Here is a 20,698-nt window from a genome sequence, read left to right on the forward strand (position 1 = left end):
CTATGCTCGCTCTCGGCAAACTGCTTGAACTGACCCTGACTGGTCGTGAACCGGCCCAGAAAATTCAACTGACTGTCGACGGCGTGCGGATGCGCTGGCTGGCCGAGGGCGCGCTTGAAGTGCGTCCTCCCGATGTGCGCGACAACGGCATGGACTTGCTGTTGTCGGCTGGCATCCACGGTAATGAAACAGCGCCGATCGAGCTGCTTGATCGCCTGTTGCATGCCATCGCTCGCGGTGAGATTAAGCCGCGGGCCCGAATTCTGTTTCTGTTCGGCAACCCCGGCGCCATGCGCACCGGTGCGCGCTTTGTCGAAGAAGACCTCAATCGCCTGTTTAACGGCCGCCATGAAAACAGCAGCGGGCCAGAAGCCTTGCGGGCGTGTGAGCTTGAGCACCTGGCCGAGACGTTTTTCAGTCTGCCTGAGCGTACCCGTCTGCATTTCGACCTGCATACGGCGATTCGCGGTTCCAAGATCGAGCAGTTCGCCTTGTATCCGTTTAAAGAGGGGCGCAAGCATTCCCGCGAGCAACTGGCTCGTTTGCGGGCGGCAGGGATGCAAGCGGTGTTACTGCAGAACAAGCCTTCCATTGTCTTCAGTGCTTACACCTACGATCAGTTGGGTGCCGAGGCGTTTACGCTGGAATTGGGCAAGGCCCGGCCATTTGGGCACAACGATGGAGTCAACGTCGAACGCCTGGAAACCCGCCTGACGCAGATCATCGAAGGCACCGAGCCGTCGCTGCAAGACGCATCGTTGGACGGTTTGCAGTTGTTCAGCGTGGCGCGTGAAGTCATCAAACACAGCGACGCGTTCATGCTGCACCTGCCGGTAGATGTCGAGAATTTTTCTGAATTGCCCAAGGGCTATTTACTGGCGCAAGACACGCCCAAAAACCGTTGGGTGATAGAAGAAGAGGGCGCGCGGATTATCTTCCCCAACCCCAAGGTCAAGAACGGCCTGCGTGCGGGGATCATCATCGAACCGGTGAAAGCAACAGCATTCGCCTAAATATCGACGCCCGCTGTAGGAGCGAGCTTTTGCTTTCAAGATCAAAAGCTCGCGAGACGAGCTCGCTCCTACAGGAGGTTGGGGTTGTTGCACCGCGCGTAGACGCAGCTTCCTGGCCTTGTCGAAACAGTATTCGCCTAAATATCGACGCCCGCTGTAGGAGCGAGCTTGCCTCGCGAGCTTTGCTTTTAAAGATCAAAAGCTCGCGAGACAAGCTCGCTCCTACAGGAGGCCGGGGTTGTTACACCGCGCGTAGACGCAGCTTCCTGGCCTTGTCGAAACAGTATTCGCCTGAATATCGACGCCCGCTGTAGGAGCGAGCTTGCCTCGCGATCTTTTGCTTTTAAAGATCAAGAGCTCCTACAGGCGGTTGGGGTTGTTACACCGCGCGTTTTTGCTGGGTATCCAGACGCTTGATGGCGCGGATTTTCTGCAGGGTATCGACGCAGGTTTTCGCTGCTTCCTGACCTTTGTGCACGAAGTGGTCGAAGAAGAATTTCTGATGCTCTTCGCCCGCGTGGAAGTGGTGCGGGGTCAGGCTGACCGAGAACACCGGCACTTCAGTTTCCAGCTGTACTTGCATCAAGCCGCTGACCACGGACTGAGCCACGAAATCGTGACGATAAATGCCGCCGTCAACCACTAGGGCCGCGCCGACGATGCCGGCATAACGGCCGGTCTTGGCCAGCAGTTTGGCGTGCAGCGGGATTTCAAAGGCACCGCCGACTTCGAAGAAGTCGATGTCACTTTCCTGATAGCCCTGCTCAAGCATTTCGGCGAGGAAGCCCTTACGGCTCTGATCGACGATTTCCTTGTGCCAGCTGGCCTGGATGAAAGCGACGCGTTCGTTGTGGTGAATGGCTGTAGGTTGCATGTTCTGACTCCTGTTTGTGTGAAAAACAGGGCATATGAATCGAAGGGGATTTAAGGGTACGTTCAGGCGAGAGTACACGCGGTTTAACCGCAGTCCTTTCCACCTGATTGACGGCCCTTTGGCGCCAATCCCGTTCTCTCTTCATCCGGACTATGACCGTCGGCCCCGGAATCACACCGGGTCTGCTGACCTTGGCACATCGTCAGCCTTGAAGCTGTCTGATGGGCCAAGCGCTCGCGGGCTATACGCATTGCGCGCAATTACCGCCGGTGGGGAGTTACACCCCGCCCTGAGAACGTTGCCCCCCGTATTTCGGGGCGGCGGGCATTTTGTATCACAAATGTTTCAAAGATGCATCGCTGCTTTTAGCTAATAGCCATCGTATTTTTTGATGTCGGTATGCGGCTATTCTTGCGGCACAAGGATTTCTCTGATGAGCCTATGGCCGAGGACGTTTGCATGACTGTTATCGATCTGCGCAGTGACACCGTGACCCAACCCAGTGCTGGCATGCGCGAGGCCATGGCGAATGCCCCGTTGGGCGACGATGTGTACGGTGAAGATCCGACGGTGAACAAGCTGGAGTCCGAACTGGCCACGCGTCTGGGCTTTTCACAGGCATTGTTTGTTCCGACCGGCACTATGAGTAACCTGCTGGCGCTGATGGCACATTGCGCACGTGGTGATGAATACATCGTGGGCCAACAGGCGCATACCTATAAATATGAAGGCGGCGGTGCCGCGGTGCTGGGCTCTATTCAGCCACAACCGCTAGAAGTGCAGGCCGATGGCAGCCTGGATCTGCAGCAGGTGAGTGCCGCCATCAAGCCCGATGATTTTCATTTCGCACGGACCCGCCTGTTGGCGCTGGAAAACACCATGCAGGGTAAAGTCCTGCCGCTCGAGTACCTGGCGCAGGCCAGCCGGCTGACCCGTGAGCATGGCCTGGCGTTGCACCTTGATGGCGCGCGGCTCTACAACGCGGCCGTAAAGCTGGGTGTGGATGCCAGTGACATTGCCCGGCATTTCGACTCGGTCTCGGTGTGTTTGTCCAAGGGGCTGGGGGCGCCGGTGGGGTCCGTGTTGTGCGGCACTGCCGATTTGATCGGCAAGGCGCGGCGTCTGCGCAAAATGGTCGGCGGTGGCATGCGTCAAGCCGGGCAACTGGCGGCTGCAGGCTTGTATGCGCTGGATCATCAGGTGGCGCGCCTGGCCGATGACCACGCCAATGCCCAGTTGCTGGCCGAAGGCCTGCGTGCCGCGGGTTACACCGTTGAGCCGGTGCAGACCAATATGGTGTATGTGCAGATCGGTGGGCAGGCCGATGCGCTCAAAGCCTTTGCCGGGCAGAGGGGGATCAAGCTCAGCGCCGCTGCGCGCTTGCGTCTGGTGACGCACATGGACGTCAGCCGCAGCCAAATCGAGCAAACCATCGAAGTTTTCAGCGACTTTATCCGTCAATAAGCTTGCAATCTGTCCAATTGCTTGCAGCTATCGTATAAACACACTGTACCCAAGGCGAAGGGCCGATATAATGCGGCCCTTTGCGAGTCATTTGTCAATTGATGAGAATTGTTTGCCTGGGCTGGAAGGGTTCCGATCCGTCCAGCTTCTGAGCAATAGCCATCAATTGACAGAAATGACTTGCCTCTGGCCGCAGCCTCCGTGGAAGAACCTATGAAAAGCGCAGAAATCCGTGAAGCCTTCCTTCGCTTCTTCGAGGAGCAAGGTCACACCCGTGTCCCTTCCAGCTCCTTGGTCCCGAATAACGACCCGACCCTGCTGTTCACTAACGCGGGGATGAACCAGTTCAAGGACTGCTTCCTGGGTCAAGAAAAGCGTGCTTACACCCGTGCGACAAGCAGCCAGAAGTGCGTGCGAGCCGGTGGCAAGAACAGCGACCTGGAAAACGTCGGTTACACCGCACGTCACCACACCTTCTTTGAAATGCTCGGCAACTTCAGCTTTGGCGATTATTTCAAGAAAGACGCGATCAACTTCGCCTGGACCTTTTTGACCGGCGTGTTGAAGCTGCCTAAAGAAAAACTCTGGGTCACGGTTTACGCCAGCGATGACGAAGCCTATGACATCTGGACCAAAGACGTGGGCGTGCCGGTTGAGCGCATGATCCGTATTGGCGACAACAAAGGCGCCCCGTACGCATCGGACAACTTCTGGACCATGGGTGATACCGGCCCGTGTGGCCCATGCACCGAGATTTTCTACGATCACGGCCCGGAAATCTGGGGCGGCCCACCCGGCTCGCCAGATGAAGACGGTGATCGTTACATCGAGATCTGGAACAACGTTTTCATGCAGTTCAACCGCACCGCCGATGGCGTGTTGCATCCGTTGCCAGCGCCGTCGGTAGACACCGGCATGGGCCTGGAGCGGATCAGTGCGGTGATGCAGCACGTGAACTCCAACTACGACATCGACTTGTTCCAGAGCCTGTTGAAAGCTGCCGCCGAAGCAATCGGCTGTGCCAACGAAGGCCAGGCGTCGCTCAAGGTCGTGGCGGACCACATCCGTTCCTGCAGCTTCCTGATTGCCGATGGCGTGCTGCCTTCCAACGAAGGCCGTGGCTACGTGCTGCGCCGCATCATTCGTCGTGCCTGCCGTCACGGCAACAAGCTGGGCGCAACCGGTAACTTCTTCTACAAGATCGTCGCGGCTCTGGTGGCCGAGATGGGCGCGAGCTTCCCGGAGCTGGTGCGCGAGCAGGCCAACATCGAGCGCGTACTCAAGGCCGAAGAAGAGCAGTTCTCCAAGACACTGGAACAGGGCCTGAAAATCCTCGAGCAGGATCTGGCTGAACTCAAGGGCACCGTGGTGCCGGGCGACGTAGTGTTCAAGCTGTACGACACCTACGGCTTCCCGATGGACCTGACCGCCGACATCGCCCGCGAGCGCAACCTGACCGTGGACGAAGAAGGCTTCGAGCGCGAGATGGAAGCCCAGCGTGTGCGTGCACGTTCTGCCAGCTCGTTCGGTCTGGACTACAACACCCTGGTTAAAGTCGACGTACCGACCGAGTTCATCGGCTACCAGGCGACCCACAGCTCGGCCAAAGTGATTGCCCTCTATAAAGAAGGCCAATCAGTTGCCAGCTTGAATGAAGGCGACGAAGGCGTAGTGGTCCTCGACCAGACACCTTTCTATGCAGAGTCCGGTGGCCAGGTCGGCGATTGCGGTTACCTCCAAGCCGGTGCTGCGCGCTTTGACGTACGTGACACCACCAAAACCGGTGGCGCGTTCCTGCACCACGGCGTGGTAGCGGCAGGCGGCCTGAAGGTCGGCGAAACCGTCGAAGCTCAGGTGGATGCCGATGTGCGTCACGCCACCTCGCTGAACCACTCGGCCACTCACTTGCTGCACGCCGCCTTGCGCAAAGTGCTGGGCGAGCACGTTCAGCAGAAGGGCTCGTTGGTTGACAGCCAGCGCATGCGTTTTGACTTCAGCCACTTTGAAGCCATCAAGCCTGAGCAGATCAAGGCCCTGGAAGACATCGTCAACGCCGAGATTCGCAAGAACACGGCGGTTGAGACTGAAGAAACCGACATCGAAACCGCCAAGCAAAAAGGCGCCATGGCGCTGTTCGGCGAGAAGTATGGCGACAACGTGCGCGTGCTGAGCATGGGCGGCGATTTCTCGGTTGAGCTGTGTGGCGGTATTCACGCCCAGCGCACCGGTGATATCGGCCTGATGAAAATCACCAGCGAAGGCGGTGTAGCGTCGGGTGTTCGTCGTATTGAAGCGGTGACCGGTGCGGCTGCGCTGGCTTACTTGAACGCCGCCGAAGAGCAGCTCAAGGAAGCCGCAAGCCTGGTAAAAGGTTCGCGTGACAACCTGGTCGATAAACTGTCGGCCGTGCTGGAGCGTAACCGTCAGCTGGAAAAGCAACTGGAACAATTGCAGGCCAAGGCCGCAAGCGCTGCGGGCGATGATCTGTCATCGTCAGCGGTCGATGTGAAAGGCGTGAATGTGTTGGCCGCTCGCCTGGACGGTCAAGATGGCAAGGCGCTGTTGGCGCTGGTAGATCAGCTGAAGAACAAGCTCGGCCGCGCAGTGATCCTGCTCGGCAGTGTTCATGAGGATAAGGTCGTACTGGTTGCAGGCGTGACCAAAGACCTGACTGGCCAACTCAAAGCCGGTGATTTGATGAAGCAGGTCGCTGCGGCAGTGGGCGGGAAGGGCGGTGGTCGTCCGGACATGGCGCAAGGCGGCGGTGTCGATGCCGCAGCCCTGGACGCCGCACTGGCCCTGACTGTGCCATTTGTCGAGCAGGGTATCTGAGGTCCAGTACGCGCCGTCGTCTAGTGGCGGCGCGTCGTTTGAATGATAAATGGGCGCCCTTTATGGGCTGAGGCTGCTTTGAAATGGCTTTGATCGTACAAAAATTTGGAGGCACCTCGGTCGGCACTGTCGAGAGAATCGAGCAGGTCGCCGATAAAGTTAAGAAGTTTCGCGAAGCCGGCAACGACCTGGTTATTGTGCTGTCTGCGATGAGCGGCGAGACCAACCGTTTGATTGATCTGGCCAAACAGATCAGCGATCAGCCGTTGCCGCGTGAGCTGGACGTGATTGTTTCCACCGGCGAACAAGTCACCATTGGCTTGCTGGCCATGGCGCTGAACAAGCGCGGCGTACCAGCGGTGTCTTACACCGGTAGCCAGGTGCGTATTCTGACTGACAGTTCGCACACCAAAGCGCGCATCTTGAAAATTGACGACCAGAAAATTCGCGCCGACCTCAAAGAAGGTCGCGTGGTGGTGGTTGCAGGTTTCCAGGGTGTGGATGAGAACGGCAATATCACGACCCTGGGTCGGGGTGGTTCGGACACGACCGGCGTGGCCCTGGCAGCAGCCCTCAAGGCTGATGAGTGCCAGATCTACACCGATGTTGACGGCGTCTACACCACCGATCCACGGGTTGTGGCAAAAGCTCAGCGCCTGGAAAAGATCACCTTCGAAGAAATGCTGGAGATGGCCAGCCTGGGCTCCAAGGTGTTGCAGATCCGTGCGGTTGAGTTCGCCGGCAAGTACAACGTTCCGCTGCGCGTATTGCACAGCTTCAAAGAGGGTCCGGGCACCCTCATTACTATCGATGAAGAGGAATCCATGGAACAGCCGATCATTTCTGGCATCGCTTTTAACCGCGACGAAGCCAAGCTGACCATCCGTGGCGTGCCTGATACCCCAGGCGTTGCGTTCAAGATTCTGGGCCCGATCAGCGCGGCCAACATTGAAGTCGACATGATCGTGCAGAACGTTGCGCACGATAACACCACCGACTTCACCTTTACCGTGCACCGCAACGACTACCAGGCGGCCCATGACGTCCTGGAAAACACCTCCCGCGAGATCGGCGCACGTGAAGTGGTGGGCGACACCAACATTGCCAAGGTATCGATTGTCGGCGTGGGCATGCGCTCGCACGCAGGCGTTGCCAGCCGCATGTTCGAATCGCTGGCCAAGGAGAACATCAACATCCTGATGATCTCCACCTCCGAGATCAAAGTGTCGGTGGTAATCGAAGAGAAGTACCTGGAGCTGGCTGTGCGTTCCTTGCACACCGCTTTTGATCTGGATGCACCAGCCCGGCAGGGCGAGTAAAGCGTTGTCCAGAGGGCGCGGTTGAACCGCGCCCTTTGTTTTTCTGAACGATGTGGCAAATGGCTTTATCTTTTGCCATGTTGGTCAATACTAAGGGCGCAGGGTTCTGTCGCTATATAGCAGGCAGGCTCTGGCCCTTTTTTTTGCAGACTGTTGTCCCTGAATGAAAGTGTGAGGAGAAACGTATGCTGATTCTGACTCGCCGGTGCGCAGAAAGCCTGATCATAGGCGATGGTGAAATTACTGTGACCGTGCTCGGCGTCAAAGGAAACCAAGTGCGAATTGGAGTGAATGCCCCTAAGGAAGTGGCCGTGCACCGCGAGGAAATCTACCTGCGGATCAAGAAAGAAAAGGATGAAGAACCAAGTCTTTAATTTTATTTAAGTTTTTAGTTGCATACGGGGAAAAGGCTGGTTATTATACGCCCCGTGTTGCGGAGAGGTGGCCGAGTGGCCGAAGGCGCTCCCCTGCTAAGGGAGTACACCTCAAAAGGGTGTCGGGGGTTCGAATCCCCCCTTCTCCGCCATTATTCATGTAGCACGTTAGAATCTAGCCACTTCAGTAAGTTGTTGAATTTATTGAAAAAAAACACTTGGCAGAGAGATTCAACGGTCTATAATACGCAGCTTCAAATGCACTCGTAGCTCAGCTGGATAGAGTACTCGGCTACGAACCGAGCGGTCACAGGTTCGAATCCTGTCGAGTGCACCATTTAAGAGTTAGTTACTTCGGTAGTTAACTTGGCGTCAACCAGAGGTGATCTGGTTTAACAAACACACCCTGCACTCGTAGCTCAGCTGGATAGAGTACTCGGCTACGAACCGAGCGGTCACAGGTTCGAATCCTGTCGAGTGCACCATTTATAAGTTAGTTGCTTCGGTAGTTAACTTTGCTTCAACCAGGGTGGTCTGGTTTAACAAACACAACTTGCACTCGTAGCTCAGCTGGATAGAGTACTCGGCTACGAACCGAGCGGTCACAGGTTCGAATCCTGTCGAGTGCACCATACACCAAGAAGCCCGCATTTAATGCGGGCTTTTTGCTGTCTGCGATTTATATGAAATTTTTGATCGCCTCGCCCTGCAGCAAAAAAATGTCACGTGCCCGACTTATCTTCTGTTTATCGTAAGCCCGCTCAAGCCTCATCCAGGAATTTACCGAGCCGTGCGCGGTCTCTTTGTAGGAGCGAGCTCATCTCGCGATCTTTTGATCTTCTAAAAAATGCCAGGCAGCACGAAGATTCGTAAAAAAAGGTGTGCTCTCACAAGCGCTTTTAGCGTCGCAGATTCAGCCGCGCAGACGAAGCCTTGGTGCGCCTCGTAAACGTTTGTTATCTCCAGAGATTTATAGCGTCATTAATTTTTAAGCCGTGTATGATTGCGCCCGTCAGCCCCGCCGGGGCTTGTGGAATACCTCCATGGACTTACCCAGTAGTAACTCAGCATCCCGCTTTTCCAATCAAGAATTGACTGATTGATCCTTCCGGCGTGCCCTGCTGCTGGGAGTGGAGTTCGCCTATGACCGAAGTTGAAGTAAAGAAAGCGCAAGACAGCCTGCAAAGCCGCCTCGCTCAAGTGATCGAGCTGCTCAACCGCCAGCGTGTGGCTGAGGGCCTGACTCATCGTCAGGAGGGGCATCACCAGGATCGCGTCGAGACCCTGGTTCACCGCCAAAACCTTGTTGAACTCCAGCGCAAGCTGGAAGACCTGCACTCCGCAGACGTTGCCTACATTCTGGAAGCCTTGCCCCTGGACGATCGTCTGACCGTCTGGCAGTTGGTCAAGGCCGACCGTGACGGCGACATCCTGCTGGAAGTGTCTGATTCAGTCCGTGAAACCCTGATCGCTGACATGGACGATCACGAGCTCCTGGCCGCGGCCAAGGAGATGGACGCCGACGAACTTGCTGACCTGGCCCCTGAGCTGCCGCGAGACGTCATCCATGAGCTGATGGAAACCCTCGATAACCAACAGCGTGAGCGCGTTCGCTCCGCGTTGTCTTATAACGAGGACCAGGTCGGCGCCCTGATGGACTTCGAGATGGTGACCATCCGCGAAGACGTCAGCCTTGAAGTGGTTCTGCGTTACCTGCGTCGCCTCAAAGAGCTGCCTGGCCACACCGACAAACTGTTTGTGGTCGATTACGACGGTGTGCTCAAAGGCGTGCTGCCGATTAAGCGTTTGCTGGTCAACGACCCTGAGAAACAAGTGGCCGAAGTGATGGCCAGCGATCCGGTGAGTTTCCATCCGGACGAAGATGCCTACGATGCGGCTCAAGCGTTTGAGCGTTATGACTTGATCTCGGCGCCAGTGGTCGACAAAAACGGCAAACTGATTGGCCGTCTGACCATCGATGAAATGGTCGACCTGATCCGTGAGGAAAGCGAAAGCGAAGTCCTCAACATGGCCGGTCTGCGCGAAGAAGAAGACATCTTCGCCTCGGTGTGGAAATCCCTGCGTAACCGTTGGGCCTGGCTGGCGATCAACCTGATCACTGCTTTCCTGGCCTCGCGGGTGATTGGCCTGTTTGAAGGTTCGATCGAAAAACTGGTGGCTCTGGCGGCCCTGATGCCGATCGTGGCGGGTATTGGTGGCAACTCCGGTAACCAGACCATCACCATGATCGTGCGCGCCATGGCGCTGGACCAAGTCAACACCGGGAGCACTTCGCGCCTGATGCGCAAAGAGCTGGCCGTGGCCTTGATCAACGGCGTGGTGTGGGGCGGGGTGATCGGTGTGGTCGCCTACCTGCTGTACGGCAGTTGGTCGCTGGGCGTGGTGATGACCGCCGCCATGACCCTCAACCTGTTGCTGGCCGCGCTCATGGGCGTGCTGATCCCCATGACGCTGGCCCGGTTCGGGCGTGACCCGGCCATGGGTGCCAGTGTCATGATCACTGCCATGACTGACAGTGGCGGGTTCTTTATCTTCTTGGGGCTGGCAACGCTCTTCCTGCTCTGACCGAAAAGGCCTGATGGTGCAATTGCCCCATCAGGCCTTTTTTGTAGGAGTGGCGAGGCATGCCTTGTGCCTGAAAAGCGCCCATAAAAAAAGCCAGCTTAGCGCTGGCTTTTTGTTGCCCGGGTTACTCAGGAAGCGTCGGATGTTGCTTCAACATCGTGAGCAATCAGAGAAACCAAAGCGTTTTGTTGGCGATGTGACAGTTGGCGGAAGCGTTGCAGCAATTCGCGCTCGTTCAGGGAAAGCTCTGGGCTGTCCAGGCGCATGGAGAGTTCTTCACCCAGCGCACCTTCCTGAATAAGACTTTGCTCCAGACGAGCAATGATCTCGGAGTTCATGCTGCGGTGGTGATTGCGAGCCACTTCGGCAATGCGTTCACGCATTCCGTCTGGCAGGCGTACGACGAACTTGTCAGCCGTACGGCTTGAGTAAATTGCCTGTTTCAATGGGCGCATTATAGTCAACCGGTTAGTTCAGGGGAGCGGTTCTCGGAAATTGGCCGCAAGCTATGGTTTCAGACCAGGCTTGTCGCCAAATGTTCAACCTGAATTGCAAAGAGGCGCGCATCATGCCTCATATCTGCCACTTCCCTGGCGTCAATTCTGTGACAAATATTGAACGGGATAAAGGCTATAAGCCAGCACCTGTTGTCAAAAATGTGCGGTGTCCGACGTAGTTTACAGGCTATCGCGTTTAGTAAAAGGAACCATTATGTGTAAAGGCCATCATTGACTGACTTGAATGCTTCTTAGCCGCCCCCATCTTTTTGCCCGTGTCATCCCTTGCGGATGAGCCCAGCTTTACGCACAGCGTCCCGGAGATCCACCGAGTGCCAGGTAAATTGATCTATTTGATGGGGCCTTCAGGCTCGGGCAAAGACAGCTTGATCGACGCCGCAAGGCCTTATCTGGCTGCGCGCGGCTGTGAAGTGATACAGCGCGTGATTACCCGTTCGGCCGAGGCCGTGGGTGAAGCGGCAATCGGCGTGACCCCCGAGGCCTTTGGGGCGCTCAAGGCCGAGGGCGCCTTTGCCCTGGACTGGCAGGCCAATGGTCTGCAATACGGCATACCCGTGCAGCTGGATCACTGGCTAGAGGCTGGGCGACATGTGTTGGTCAACGGCTCAAGAGGGCACTTGCAGCAGGCCCGTGAGCGCTACCCGGATTTGCTGGCGATTATGTTACGGGTTGATACCAACGTCTTGCGTCAGCGCTTGTTGGCCCGCGGACGAGAAGCCCCAACGCAAATCAATGCCCGGTTGGCGCGTAATGAACTGTTTCTGGAGTCTGCAGAGGCACTGGTGGCAGACCGTGTGCACGTGCTGGATAACTCGGCGGCGCTGCAGGTGGGCGTTCAGCGCTTGCTCGCGCTGATAGATGCCGCCATCGCGACCTCTTAGCGAAGCTGCGGGTCGAACTTGAAGCGGCGTCCAAGGACCCGGGCAAGCAGCCAGCCGATAAAAAACACGGCAGACGCAATCAAGGGAGCATCGCCAAACGCGTCCTGCGTGAACACACCCAGGGCGAGGCTCAGCAATGTGAGCACCATCAAACCGAAAGCAATTTTGGACATAAATTAAACAACTCTTTTTTAGAAAACCCAGTGATCGCTCTGAGTGTTCTCAGATGCAACAGGTGCGGTGGAGCGCTCGGTCGCCAGGTGGGGGGTAACGTGACTGGAGCCCGTCATCACGGCTCGCTGGGGCAGTGGCAAATGGGGTTTGATGTAAGTCCCTGCCACGTCCAGGCCTTGATCGGCAGTGGCGGGGCTGGAATGGAAATGAAAGCCTGTCAGCACCACCAAGGCAAGAACATTCAACAGGAAAAGGGTTCTGTTCATGGTCATGGCAGTCATCTCTTAGAATTGGGATATGCAATGACTAGAGCAGGCATCATGCCAACTCTTTTTGATTAAAAAATCCTTATAAATCAATGGTTTGATGCGTGACGGAAAGACCGGTCAATTGCAAATTGCAATGATGGCTTTTTGGTGTAATGCAAAATGCACGATGCTGGAAAACCAGGCGGGGGAGTGGCTAAAAACCTAACGCTCATGCGCTCTTGGATTCAACGCAAGGTATCTAATGGCAACATCCCCCAACCAGTTCCCTCTCCTGCGGGAGAGGGCTAGGGTGAGGGGCTTTTGCTCTAAAAACCTACCGCATAAATTTCGCCGCCCACCCCGAAATCACTTTCGGCCGTGGCTGGGCATACGTACGCACCTTGGACGTCGATAACCCAAGGCGTACCAGCGATTCAGCGACCGTCACCGCCGCGCTTACTCCATCAATCACCGGCACTCCGGTGCGCTGCCGAATCTGCTCATCCAGCCCGGCCATGCCGCCGCAGCCCAGGCAAATCACCTCGGCACGGTCCTCACTCACCGCCAACTCGGCCTGGCGCACAATGGCCTCCAGCGCGCGCTCGGGTGATTCCTCCAGCTCCAGCACCGCCAGGCCGCTGGCCCGCACCGATGCACAGCGATCCCACAAGCCCGACAGGCGCAGGCGATCCTCAATCAGCGGCACCGTGCGGTCCAGCGTGGTCACCACCGAATACGCGCGGCCCACATACATCGCCGTGCTGGCTGCCGCATCGGTGATGTCCACCACCGGCACGTTGAGCAACTCCTGCAGACCTTCGCGCCCATGCTCGCCATAACCGGCCTGAATCACTGCATCAAACGGCTGGTCGTAAGACATGACCTTGTCCATCACCGCAATGGCGGCCAGATAACTCTCAAAATTGCCCTCTACCGAATCAGCCCCAAAGTCCGGGGTCAGCCCGATGATCTCAGTCCCGGGCGCCGCGGCCGCCTGCGCTTGTCGCGCAATGGCCTGAGTGATGCTGTCAGTCGTGTTGACGTTGACCACGAGAATTCGCATGCAAGCTCCTGCTACAAAAAAGTAAAAACACGGCCCGGCATAGGCGGGCCGCAGAACAATCAATGGCTGACGTTATCAACCGCAATCGACTCGCCGCTGACACTGGCGTACTGCGCCTGGCGCTTGGCAAAAATCAGGTACAACAGCGCCGCGATGCCCGCACCAATCAGCCAGGAGAACGGCGACACCTCATGAAAGCCCGGCACCAGCGCCAGCACGATGGCGATCAGCGCCGCGGGAATAAAGGCCGCTACCGCGCGCATATTGACCCCGCGCGAGTAAAAATAAGCGCCGCGTGGGTCTTCGCTGTACAGCGCGGGCACATCGATCTGGCCTTTTCGCAACAGCCAGTAATCCACCATGATCACCCCGTACAGCGGGCCGAGCAGGGCGCCCAGGCCTGACAGGAAATACACAATCACCAGCGGGCTGTTATAGAGGTTCCACGGCAATATCAGCACCGCGAGGGTGGCGCTGATCAGCCCGGCGCGGCGGAAGGTCAGGTGCTTGGGTGCCAGGTTGCTCAGCACAAACGCCGGGGCGACAAAGTTGGCCATGATATTCACCGCCACCGTCACAATCAGAAACGCCAGGCAGCCCATCACCAGAAAAAAGGTGTTGGGAATTGAGGCAATGATTTGCGTCGGGCTTTCGATAATCTGCCCATTGATTTGAAATTGAGCGCCGCACAGCAGCACGGTGATCCCGGCGAACACCAGAATATTCACCGGCAAACCCCAGAAATTACCGACCTTGATGGTTTTGCAGCACGGCGAGGAGCGGGAAAAATCGCTGAAATTCAAAATCAGCGTGCCGTAGATCGCGAGCCACAGTGCCCCGCCGGCAAACACATTGCGCCACACTTCGGCAGTACTCAGCGGCACGCGGTTGGACCAGGCAATCGTGCCGTTGGCCTGAAAGTACATCCACGCCGCCAGGCTGATCACCGTCAGCAGAATCACCGGCCCGGCAAACGCCTCATAACGGCGGACCATCTCCATGCCGTACGCCAGAATGACCAACTGCACCAGCCAGATGGCCACAAAACACACCCAGCCCAGGCTCGACAGCCCCAGGATCGAATCATGGTCAAACGCGGCGAAACCGGGATGCACTGCTACCAGTAACACGCGTAACACCACCGACGCCAAATACGTCTGAATCCCGAACCAGGCAATCGCGATAACGGCACGAATCAATGCCGGAATCTGCGCCCCATGCACACCGAAACTGATACGGCTGATCACCGGAAACGGCACCCCGGTGCGCTGGCCCATATAGCCCGACAGGTTCATGAACATAAACACCAGCGCGGCACCGATACCCAGCGAGAGCAGAATCTGCCAGCCATTCAGCCCCAGTGCATACAAACCGATGGCGAACGAATAATTGGCAATGTTGTGCACATCATTGGTCCACAGCGCAAAAATGCTGTAGCGGCCCCAACGGCGGCCTTCGGCCTTGGTCGGCGCCAGATCGTTGTTATGCAAGCGAGGGCTCAGCGCAAAGCTTGAGGACGCACTGTCCACGGTCGGCTGGGCGGCTGAAACGGAAGAGGGTAAATCCAGAGCGATAGTGCTGGAGAGTCTTGTGCGCATTCTGGGCAAGCTCCTGACCCCAAGCCTGCGTCAGGACAGGTTGGAATCACTGGTGATGAAGTCCGCGTTATGCCTGCATTTAGGGTGCAAGCCACTAAACAACGTGTACTTAGTTTCTTGTGGTTTTGTATACAAGTGTCGTTTAGGTCATAGCGAGATTCATGCCAGCCAACAGCACTGGATCGGCAAATGGGCTGCCTGCATCTGAGTTGTGTATTTAATTAACTGAAAAATAAGACTATTTTTTAGTGTGTCGTAAAGACAGAAGGGAGCGATGCCGTAAAAGCCATCAAATTGCCGGTAGTGTGCGCAGTAAAATGCCTGTTACTTTTTGATGCACGCTGCTCAACGTTGCACCCAGTGAGTGCACCGTTACGTGACAACCTGTATACGATTTTTTAACGGCAGGAGCGAGCTTGCCTCGCGAGCTCTTAATCTTGAAAAACGTGCCTGCTTGCACCCAGGCACGTACTGCTCTAGTGCGTCGTCAAACCATCCAGCGACTTATCGACATACGCCTTGGCCAGCTCCACCAAGTGCATGCTCGACAACACCAAACTGCGTGCATGGCCGCTCAGCCCATTCCCGGCCTCACTCGCCGAAGCTCCCGCGCAGCGCAACAAGTCTGACGCCTGGGCCAAAGCCGCTTCTAAATTGACACTGTCGGGGATGGCATACGTGGCCTGATCCACGTGCCGTGGAGGCTTAGGCTCGAGCAGATAAAAATCCAGCGCGCGCTCGGCAGCCGCACGGTCCAACGATACTGCATCGCACTGAGCAGCGTCATGCAAGGGAAGGGCGGGGGGATCGGGGACACTCTTTTTCATGGGGCACTCCAAGTTTAGGGGGCAGCCCTTAATCGCGACTAAACGAGGGGGAGGCAGCCGTACGCAGGTTAGTCGACCGGCAAACTTGGAAACCGGCGCACTCGAAAGTGCCCTGCGCACGGCCACCATAAAACGCAGGCCGTAAAAAAGCGCCTCGCGGAGGTGGCGCCTTGCGCCAAGTTTGCAAGCCGGGCGACTAAACCCGACCGCTGAAAGACAGCGATGGGCCGAGACTATGCCCCGAACTGGACTGGCGCAAGCGAATGGGATTTTCTCGGAAGTTTCACCTGATTGAAAGCGAAGCGTCGTACGAAACGGCTGATTTTTCGGCGTCCCACCCTCGGCACAGCCCGTGCCGAACGCCCTTGCGAAGCCTGCTAAAGCGCTGCGCTGCTATACAGGCGCGGGCGACGATCGCCATGCAGATCGTTCAGGTTGCTGATGCGCTTGTTGTTAGCTTGCGCAAGGTTCAGCGTGGCCAGCAACATCTGCTCGCCTGCCAACTCCGTCGGGCCACTCAGCGGATAACCATCGGCATCGACGATCACTGACCCTTGCACCCAGCCCACCCCGCGCTCATGGCCATGGCGATCACACGCTGCGACAAACATACGATTGACCGAGGCATTGGCCTGAACCCGTATCACTTCGGCGGGGCGCTCTTTGTCCGGTCGTGGGCCATCGGGCCAATTGACCGGCGCGCAGAGTAACTGTGCCCCGGCCAATGCGGGCAGCCGTACCCACTCAGGGAACTCCAGGTCGTAACAGATCATCATGCCGATCCGCCCGAACGCGGTTTCCACCACGGGAGGCGGCGAGTGTCCTGCACTGAAAATTGTGTTTTCTTCGTCCCACAGATGCGCCTTGCGATACACCGCGCGAACCCCATGCACATCCAGCATCGCGGCACTGTTGGCCAGCCCGCCATTGTCCAGACGCTCGCAGAAACCAGCCACGATAACCAGGTTCAGCTCCAGGGCCAGGGCTTTCCATAAAGTGATGGCCGGCCCCTCGATTGACTCGGCCAACGCCAGCGCTTCATCACGGTCGGCGAATACGTAGCCGCTTTGCACCAACTCGGGCAGCACCACCACCTGAGCCCCACGGGAGGCAGCGGTGCGGATTGCCCGCTCGGTGAGCGTGCGGTTGTAGGCAAGGTCGCCGATCTTGGGTGCTACTTGGCAGCACGCAACGACGACATGGGTCGCTCTGTTCAATTCACTGAATTCCTTTTGTCTGGCCTTTGCTCGGGCAGGCGTTGGCGCACCTTCACGGCTCATGTGTCTGTTGGCGCACGAGACATTGCAACGAAGTCGCTTTCGGTCATCGACGCAATCACCCGGCGTTCGTACTCAAGATCAAGCGAACGGCTGAGCAGGTAATACACCAGGCCAGAAACCACCAGGCCCACGAGCCAGGCAATGTCCACGCCGCTCAACAGGCTCGCCAGCGGGCCTACAAAAATCTCTTGATTACTGGTGGCGTCAACGATGTAGAAAAACGGCACCATGGCGGCGAACCCCAGCAGGTAAGAAACGATCCCGCGAAATTGCCAGGCGCCGTAGATACCTTTAGGCGTAAAGAAATGCGCAATGGCATAGCGGCCTTTTCGCACAAAGAAGTAATCCACCAGATTGACCGCCGTCCAGGGCACCAGAAAATACAGCAGCACCACCAGGAAAGTGTTCAGCAGCGCGACACCGTCGCCTTTAATCGACAGCACACACGTCAGCACGATCAGGCTGATGGCGAAAATCGACACCACGCGGGCGTTGGGCGTCGGCGTGATTTTTTTGATCGAGTCGATACCGGTCAGCAGCGTCAACATGGCGCTGTAGGTATTGAGCGCGATGATCGGGAGAAAGCCCAAAACCGACACCAGCACCAGCACATGCCCCAGGCCCGGGATCATCGAAGAGCCGACCTGATTCAGCGCCACCAGCGCATCGTGTGCCTGCAACTGCTGCGACAACCAGGCCCCCAGGCCGATCATCCACCCGCCCGACAACGACGCGCCCAGGAACACCGCCGCGATCAGTTTGGTCCGGCTGGTATTTTTTGGCAGGTAGCGAGAATAGTCAGACACATACGGCGCGTAAGAAATGTTGTAGCTGGCACCAATGGCAAACAGCGTGGCAAACGCGACCCAGTTAAAGCCGAGGTCGGGTGCAGTCGCCGCGACATCACTGTGGCCTACGCCCATCATCAACGCGATGGTCACCAGCGTATACAGCGGCAGCGTGGCCAATAACGCCCACTTGAACGCCTTGTGCATCAGGTCATGGCCAAAGATCGACAGCAGGGCGCCGATCAGCACGACCCCGCAGGCTACTACGGTCGGGTTGAGCCCGAACACGTGCTTGAGGCCGTTGATAATCAGCGAAATATTGACCACGTTGAAACCGACGAACACGAACATCGTCGCCACCAACGCCAAAATTACCCCACGGTAGCCAAACTGCGCCCGCGACTGAATCATTTGCGGCAGGCCCATCTCAGGCCCTTGGGAACCATGGAAGGCCATGAAAATGGTGCCGAGCATAATGCCCAGCGCACCCGCCACCATCGTCCATAACGCTGACAGCCCAAGGCTTGGGCCGACAAAACCGATAGAAATAGTGAAGAAATGAAAGTTGCCCAAAAACCAGAACGGGCCCTGGCTGCTGAGTTTGGCGTGGCGTTCGTTCTCTGGAATGTAATCGATTGAATGGCCTTCGATGGCCAGCCCATCACTCGCCACCACAGCGCGCGCAGGCCTACTGGACTTTGACATACGATTCTCCTTTGACATGGAATCGAGGGTGATCATTGTTTTTATGGGGGAAGCAGTCAGTACGTGTGGACGGCTTCTTTGCTCGATATCCCAATCAGTTGGAGCTCCAAAAGCCGGCGATAAGGTCGTCGAAAACGTTGTGGTCACTGCACCAAAACACGACCTATCATTGCTCGCCATCAAGGCATCTCAGTACCGGCCCTTTGCAATGTAGGGGGCCATCCCGGGCTGTTAAATAGCGAAGATCAACTGTTTACATAGATAGTTGTCTATGTAACCCATTAGGCGGGAGCCCCTATGCTAGGCACTGTATCGGAACTGGATCTGCGCCTGATCCGCGTGTTTCTCGCCGTGGTCGAGGCGGGCGGCATCTCTGCGGCACAAACGGCGCTCAACACCACGCAACCCACCATCAGTGCGCAATTGGCTACCCTGGAAGCCCGGTTGGGGTTTCGCCTTTGTGAGCGGGGGCGGGCGGGGTTTTCGATCACGGCCAAAGGCCAACAGTTTCTCGACGCTGCGCGCCGACTAATGGCTGCCGCAGAAGGGTTTCGCATTGAAGTCCAGCACATCAATCGCAAAATCACCGGCAACGTCAACATCGGCCTATTGGGCCAAATCGACCCGGTGGCCAACAAAAAAATCGCCCTGGCCATCGCCCGATTGCGCTCCGAACATGAAGGGCTGCACTTTCACTTCACCGAACTCTCTTCATCGTTTTTGGAAGAGAAACTCATCAACGGCCACCTCGACCTGGCCATCGGCTATTTCTGGCGGCGACTGCCCAACATCGACTACTTCTCGTTGTTTCAAGAAACCCAGATCGCCTATTGCGGCCCCACCCACGCACTGTTTGACCAGGTTGGCGCACTCAGCAGCGACGACGTGCGTGAATACGACTGGGTCTGGCCCAGCCACCCGCTACCGGAAATGCCAGCGCCCACCTCCATCGACCGCCTGACCGCACTCACCGACAGCATGGACGGCGCCGCATTACTGATCTTGTCGGGCCAACATCTAGGATTTCTCCCACAGCACTACGCAGCCAAACATGAAGTACTGGGGCAATTGCACCCCCTAAACCCCGAACAATTGCGCTACGAAGTGGGTTTCCACGTCGCCGTCCGCCACTCCACGCGCCAACACGATGTCGTGAACGCATTTTTGGCCGAACTGCTGAGCATATTCGAAGACAAACTCCCCACCGCCTGACCTGCCCAGCGCTGGCGCGATAAAGCCCCCCACCTGTAGCGCCCGCCCTGACACGCAAAAAGCCCACGGACGACATGACAAACAAAGGCATGCCCGTTAACATGCACGCCGTCCTCTGCGCCACGCCATCAGCGTGTGGTGCAAACGTTTGTCTCAGTAGCTCAATTGGATAGAGCATCCCCCTCCTAAGGGGAAGGTTGGCAGTTCGAACCTGCCCTGGGACACCATACTTTTCAAGGCTTTACGACCACCAATCCTGTGATCGCTTATCTCGTACCAGCAGCGTACCAGCGTGAGAGTTTTGTGACGCTGAGCATGAAAGTAGTTTTGATATATGGTTCAGGCATCCTCCTCGCTCAGATCGTCTATCCCCTTGCCCCTGTCCTACGGCTAGAACTGCGCTCGCAGCTAGCGCCTAAGCACGCTCCGCTCCCTCCCTGCTGGGGTGCGGCCAGCTCGTTTGCTACACCATAAACTCGCGTCACACCGCCGATCAATAGACTGGTAACAACAGGGTGTTCACCTGAAGATCCCTGAAATGCAGGAGCTCTAGGCGTTGGTTTGTACCTGTTTCACGGGTTACACGCTCCTAGCACTACTGCATCTATTAGCCATGGAATAGGCCTACACGATCAATCGTTTCATACTGAGTGAAACGTACCAAACCGGCAGTGAGTGGCTATCCGCCTTTTGGTGGTATGAGCGAAATGCGCCCACAGCGAAGCCCTTGATTGTGGACTAACACGTTCTACTGGGGGGAGTGTGAGTCTTTCATTTGATGCTGATTAATCCGCTGGGGACCCTGAGGATTTAAAACAGGTACGGGGCAGGAAACCCGCGGGATTACGTTAGTGAAAGGGGTCACAGCTTAGTGAACTGGTGAACTGGTGAACTGGGTTAACTGCAGTTCACCTGTGCATATGCACTATAGATTTGGAACTG

General features: G+C 56.9%; 17 protein-coding genes, 5 tRNA genes and 1 riboswitch. Of the genes, 13 read left to right on the forward strand and 9 right to left on the reverse strand.

Annotation, left to right across the window (positions count from 1 at the left end; genetic code table 11):
- Window positions 1-2 precede the first annotated feature (2 nt).
- Window positions 3-1,013, forward strand: a complete 1,011-nt coding sequence (gene astE, locus NTD86_RS24010; RefSeq protein ID WP_262205873.1) for a succinylglutamate desuccinylase — start codon at window positions 3-5, stop codon at window positions 1,011-1,013.
- Between the two features lie 379 nt (window positions 1,014-1,392).
- Here the strand turns inward: astE and NTD86_RS24015 are convergent, their stop codons facing one another.
- On the reverse strand, window positions 1,393-1,887 hold the full coding sequence (locus NTD86_RS24015) for a 6,7-dimethyl-8-ribityllumazine synthase (RefSeq protein ID WP_262205874.1): 495 nt from the start codon (window positions 1,885-1,887) through the stop codon (window positions 1,393-1,395).
- Window positions 1,888-2,015: 128 nt separating this feature from the next.
- A riboswitch (FMN riboswitch) is annotated at window positions 2,016-2,188 on the reverse strand.
- 158 nt (window positions 2,189-2,346) lie between these two features.
- Between NTD86_RS24015 and ltaE the strand changes: the two genes are divergently transcribed.
- The 9 genes from ltaE (at window position 2,347) to mgtE (ending at window position 10,462) form a co-directional block, all read left to right on the forward strand.
- A complete protein-coding gene (gene ltaE / locus NTD86_RS24020; RefSeq protein ID WP_262205875.1) occupies window positions 2,347-3,351 on the forward strand; it encodes a low-specificity L-threonine aldolase in 1,005 nt (334 codons plus the stop codon).
- 213 nt (window positions 3,352-3,564) lie between these two features.
- The gene (alaS, locus tag NTD86_RS24025; protein WP_262205876.1) at window positions 3,565-6,183 is read left to right on the forward strand and encodes an alanine--tRNA ligase; all 2,619 of its coding nucleotides are present in this window, start codon (window positions 3,565-3,567) and stop codon (window positions 6,181-6,183) included.
- 83 nt (window positions 6,184-6,266) lie between these two features.
- Window positions 6,267-7,502 (forward strand): aspartate kinase, encoded by a 1,236-nt coding sequence (locus NTD86_RS24030; RefSeq protein ID WP_262205877.1) that lies wholly within the window; start codon window positions 6,267-6,269, stop codon window positions 7,500-7,502.
- 185 nt (window positions 7,503-7,687) lie between these two features.
- Complete coding sequence (gene csrA, locus NTD86_RS24035) at window positions 7,688-7,876, forward strand: carbon storage regulator CsrA (protein ID WP_003175645.1); 189 nt, start codon at window positions 7,688-7,690, stop codon at window positions 7,874-7,876.
- Between the two features lie 61 nt (window positions 7,877-7,937).
- Window positions 7,938-8,028 (forward strand) — tRNA-Ser (locus NTD86_RS24040).
- Between the two features lie 108 nt (window positions 8,029-8,136).
- Window positions 8,137-8,213, forward strand: a tRNA-Arg gene (locus tag NTD86_RS24045).
- 71 nt (window positions 8,214-8,284) lie between these two features.
- A tRNA-Arg gene (locus tag NTD86_RS24050) sits at window positions 8,285-8,361 on the forward strand.
- Window positions 8,362-8,431: 70 nt separating this feature from the next.
- A tRNA-Arg gene (locus tag NTD86_RS24055) sits at window positions 8,432-8,508 on the forward strand.
- A gap of 511 nt (window positions 8,509-9,019) precedes the next feature.
- Complete coding sequence (gene mgtE, locus NTD86_RS24060; protein WP_262205878.1) at window positions 9,020-10,462, forward strand: magnesium transporter; 1,443 nt, start codon at window positions 9,020-9,022, stop codon at window positions 10,460-10,462.
- A gap of 128 nt (window positions 10,463-10,590) precedes the next feature.
- On the opposite strand, the gene NTD86_RS24065 is transcribed toward mgtE, so the two are convergent.
- Window positions 10,591-10,917 carry an Arc family DNA-binding protein gene (locus NTD86_RS24065; protein ID WP_262205879.1) on the reverse strand — a complete coding sequence of 109 codons (327 nt, stop codon included), beginning with the start codon at window positions 10,915-10,917 and terminating at the stop codon, window positions 10,591-10,593.
- Window positions 10,918-11,291: 374 nt separating this feature from the next.
- Here NTD86_RS24065 and phnN point away from each other — a divergent pair, with 374 nt between their 5' ends.
- Window positions 11,292-11,861: a phosphonate metabolism protein/1,5-bisphosphokinase (PRPP-forming) PhnN gene (gene phnN, locus NTD86_RS24070; protein WP_262205880.1), complete on the forward strand. Its 570-nt coding sequence runs from the start codon at window positions 11,292-11,294 to the stop codon at window positions 11,859-11,861.
- On the opposite strand, the gene NTD86_RS24075 is transcribed toward phnN, so the two are convergent.
- The 7 genes from NTD86_RS24075 to NTD86_RS24105 all read right to left on the reverse strand — a co-directional run bounded on the left by NTD86_RS24075 (window position 11,858) and on the right by NTD86_RS24105 (window position 18,544).
- Window positions 11,858-12,034, reverse strand: coding sequence for a PA3371 family protein (locus tag NTD86_RS24075; RefSeq protein WP_262205881.1), 177 nt, complete (start codon window positions 12,032-12,034; stop codon window positions 11,858-11,860). The genes phnN and NTD86_RS24075 overlap by 4 nt on opposite strands.
- An 18-nt stretch (window positions 12,035-12,052) precedes the next feature.
- Window positions 12,053-12,301 (reverse strand): hypothetical protein, encoded by a 249-nt coding sequence (locus tag NTD86_RS24080; RefSeq protein ID WP_262205882.1) that lies wholly within the window; start codon window positions 12,299-12,301, stop codon window positions 12,053-12,055.
- A 316-nt stretch (window positions 12,302-12,617) separates the two neighbouring features.
- Window positions 12,618-13,346, reverse strand: a complete 729-nt coding sequence (locus NTD86_RS24085; protein WP_048367851.1) for an aspartate/glutamate racemase family protein — start codon at window positions 13,344-13,346, stop codon at window positions 12,618-12,620.
- 59 nt (window positions 13,347-13,405) lie between these two features.
- A complete protein-coding gene (locus tag NTD86_RS24090; protein WP_262205883.1) occupies window positions 13,406-14,944 on the reverse strand; it encodes an NCS1 family nucleobase:cation symporter-1 in 1,539 nt (512 codons plus the stop codon).
- Between the two features lie 476 nt (window positions 14,945-15,420).
- Window positions 15,421-15,771, reverse strand: a complete 351-nt coding sequence (locus NTD86_RS24095) for a DUF6124 family protein (protein ID WP_262205884.1) — start codon at window positions 15,769-15,771, stop codon at window positions 15,421-15,423.
- 377 nt (window positions 15,772-16,148) lie between these two features.
- Complete coding sequence (locus NTD86_RS24100) at window positions 16,149-16,988, reverse strand: nitrilase family protein (protein WP_262205885.1); 840 nt, start codon at window positions 16,986-16,988, stop codon at window positions 16,149-16,151.
- Window positions 16,989-17,047: 59 nt separating this feature from the next.
- Complete coding sequence (locus NTD86_RS24105) at window positions 17,048-18,544, reverse strand: purine-cytosine permease family protein (RefSeq protein WP_262205886.1); 1,497 nt, start codon at window positions 18,542-18,544, stop codon at window positions 17,048-17,050.
- A 297-nt stretch (window positions 18,545-18,841) separates the two neighbouring features.
- Here NTD86_RS24105 and NTD86_RS24110 point away from each other — a divergent pair, with 297 nt between their 5' ends.
- Complete coding sequence (locus NTD86_RS24110) at window positions 18,842-19,756, forward strand: LysR family transcriptional regulator (RefSeq protein ID WP_262205887.1); 915 nt, start codon at window positions 18,842-18,844, stop codon at window positions 19,754-19,756.
- A 150-nt stretch (window positions 19,757-19,906) separates the two neighbouring features.
- Window positions 19,907-19,983, forward strand: a tRNA-Arg gene (locus tag NTD86_RS24115).
- The last annotated feature ends 715 nt before the right edge of the window (window positions 19,984-20,698 follow it).

Source organism: Pseudomonas sp. 7P_10.2_Bac1 (genome assembly GCF_025465935.1).
Taxonomy (GTDB): Bacteria; Pseudomonadota; Gammaproteobacteria; order Pseudomonadales; family Pseudomonadaceae; genus Aquipseudomonas.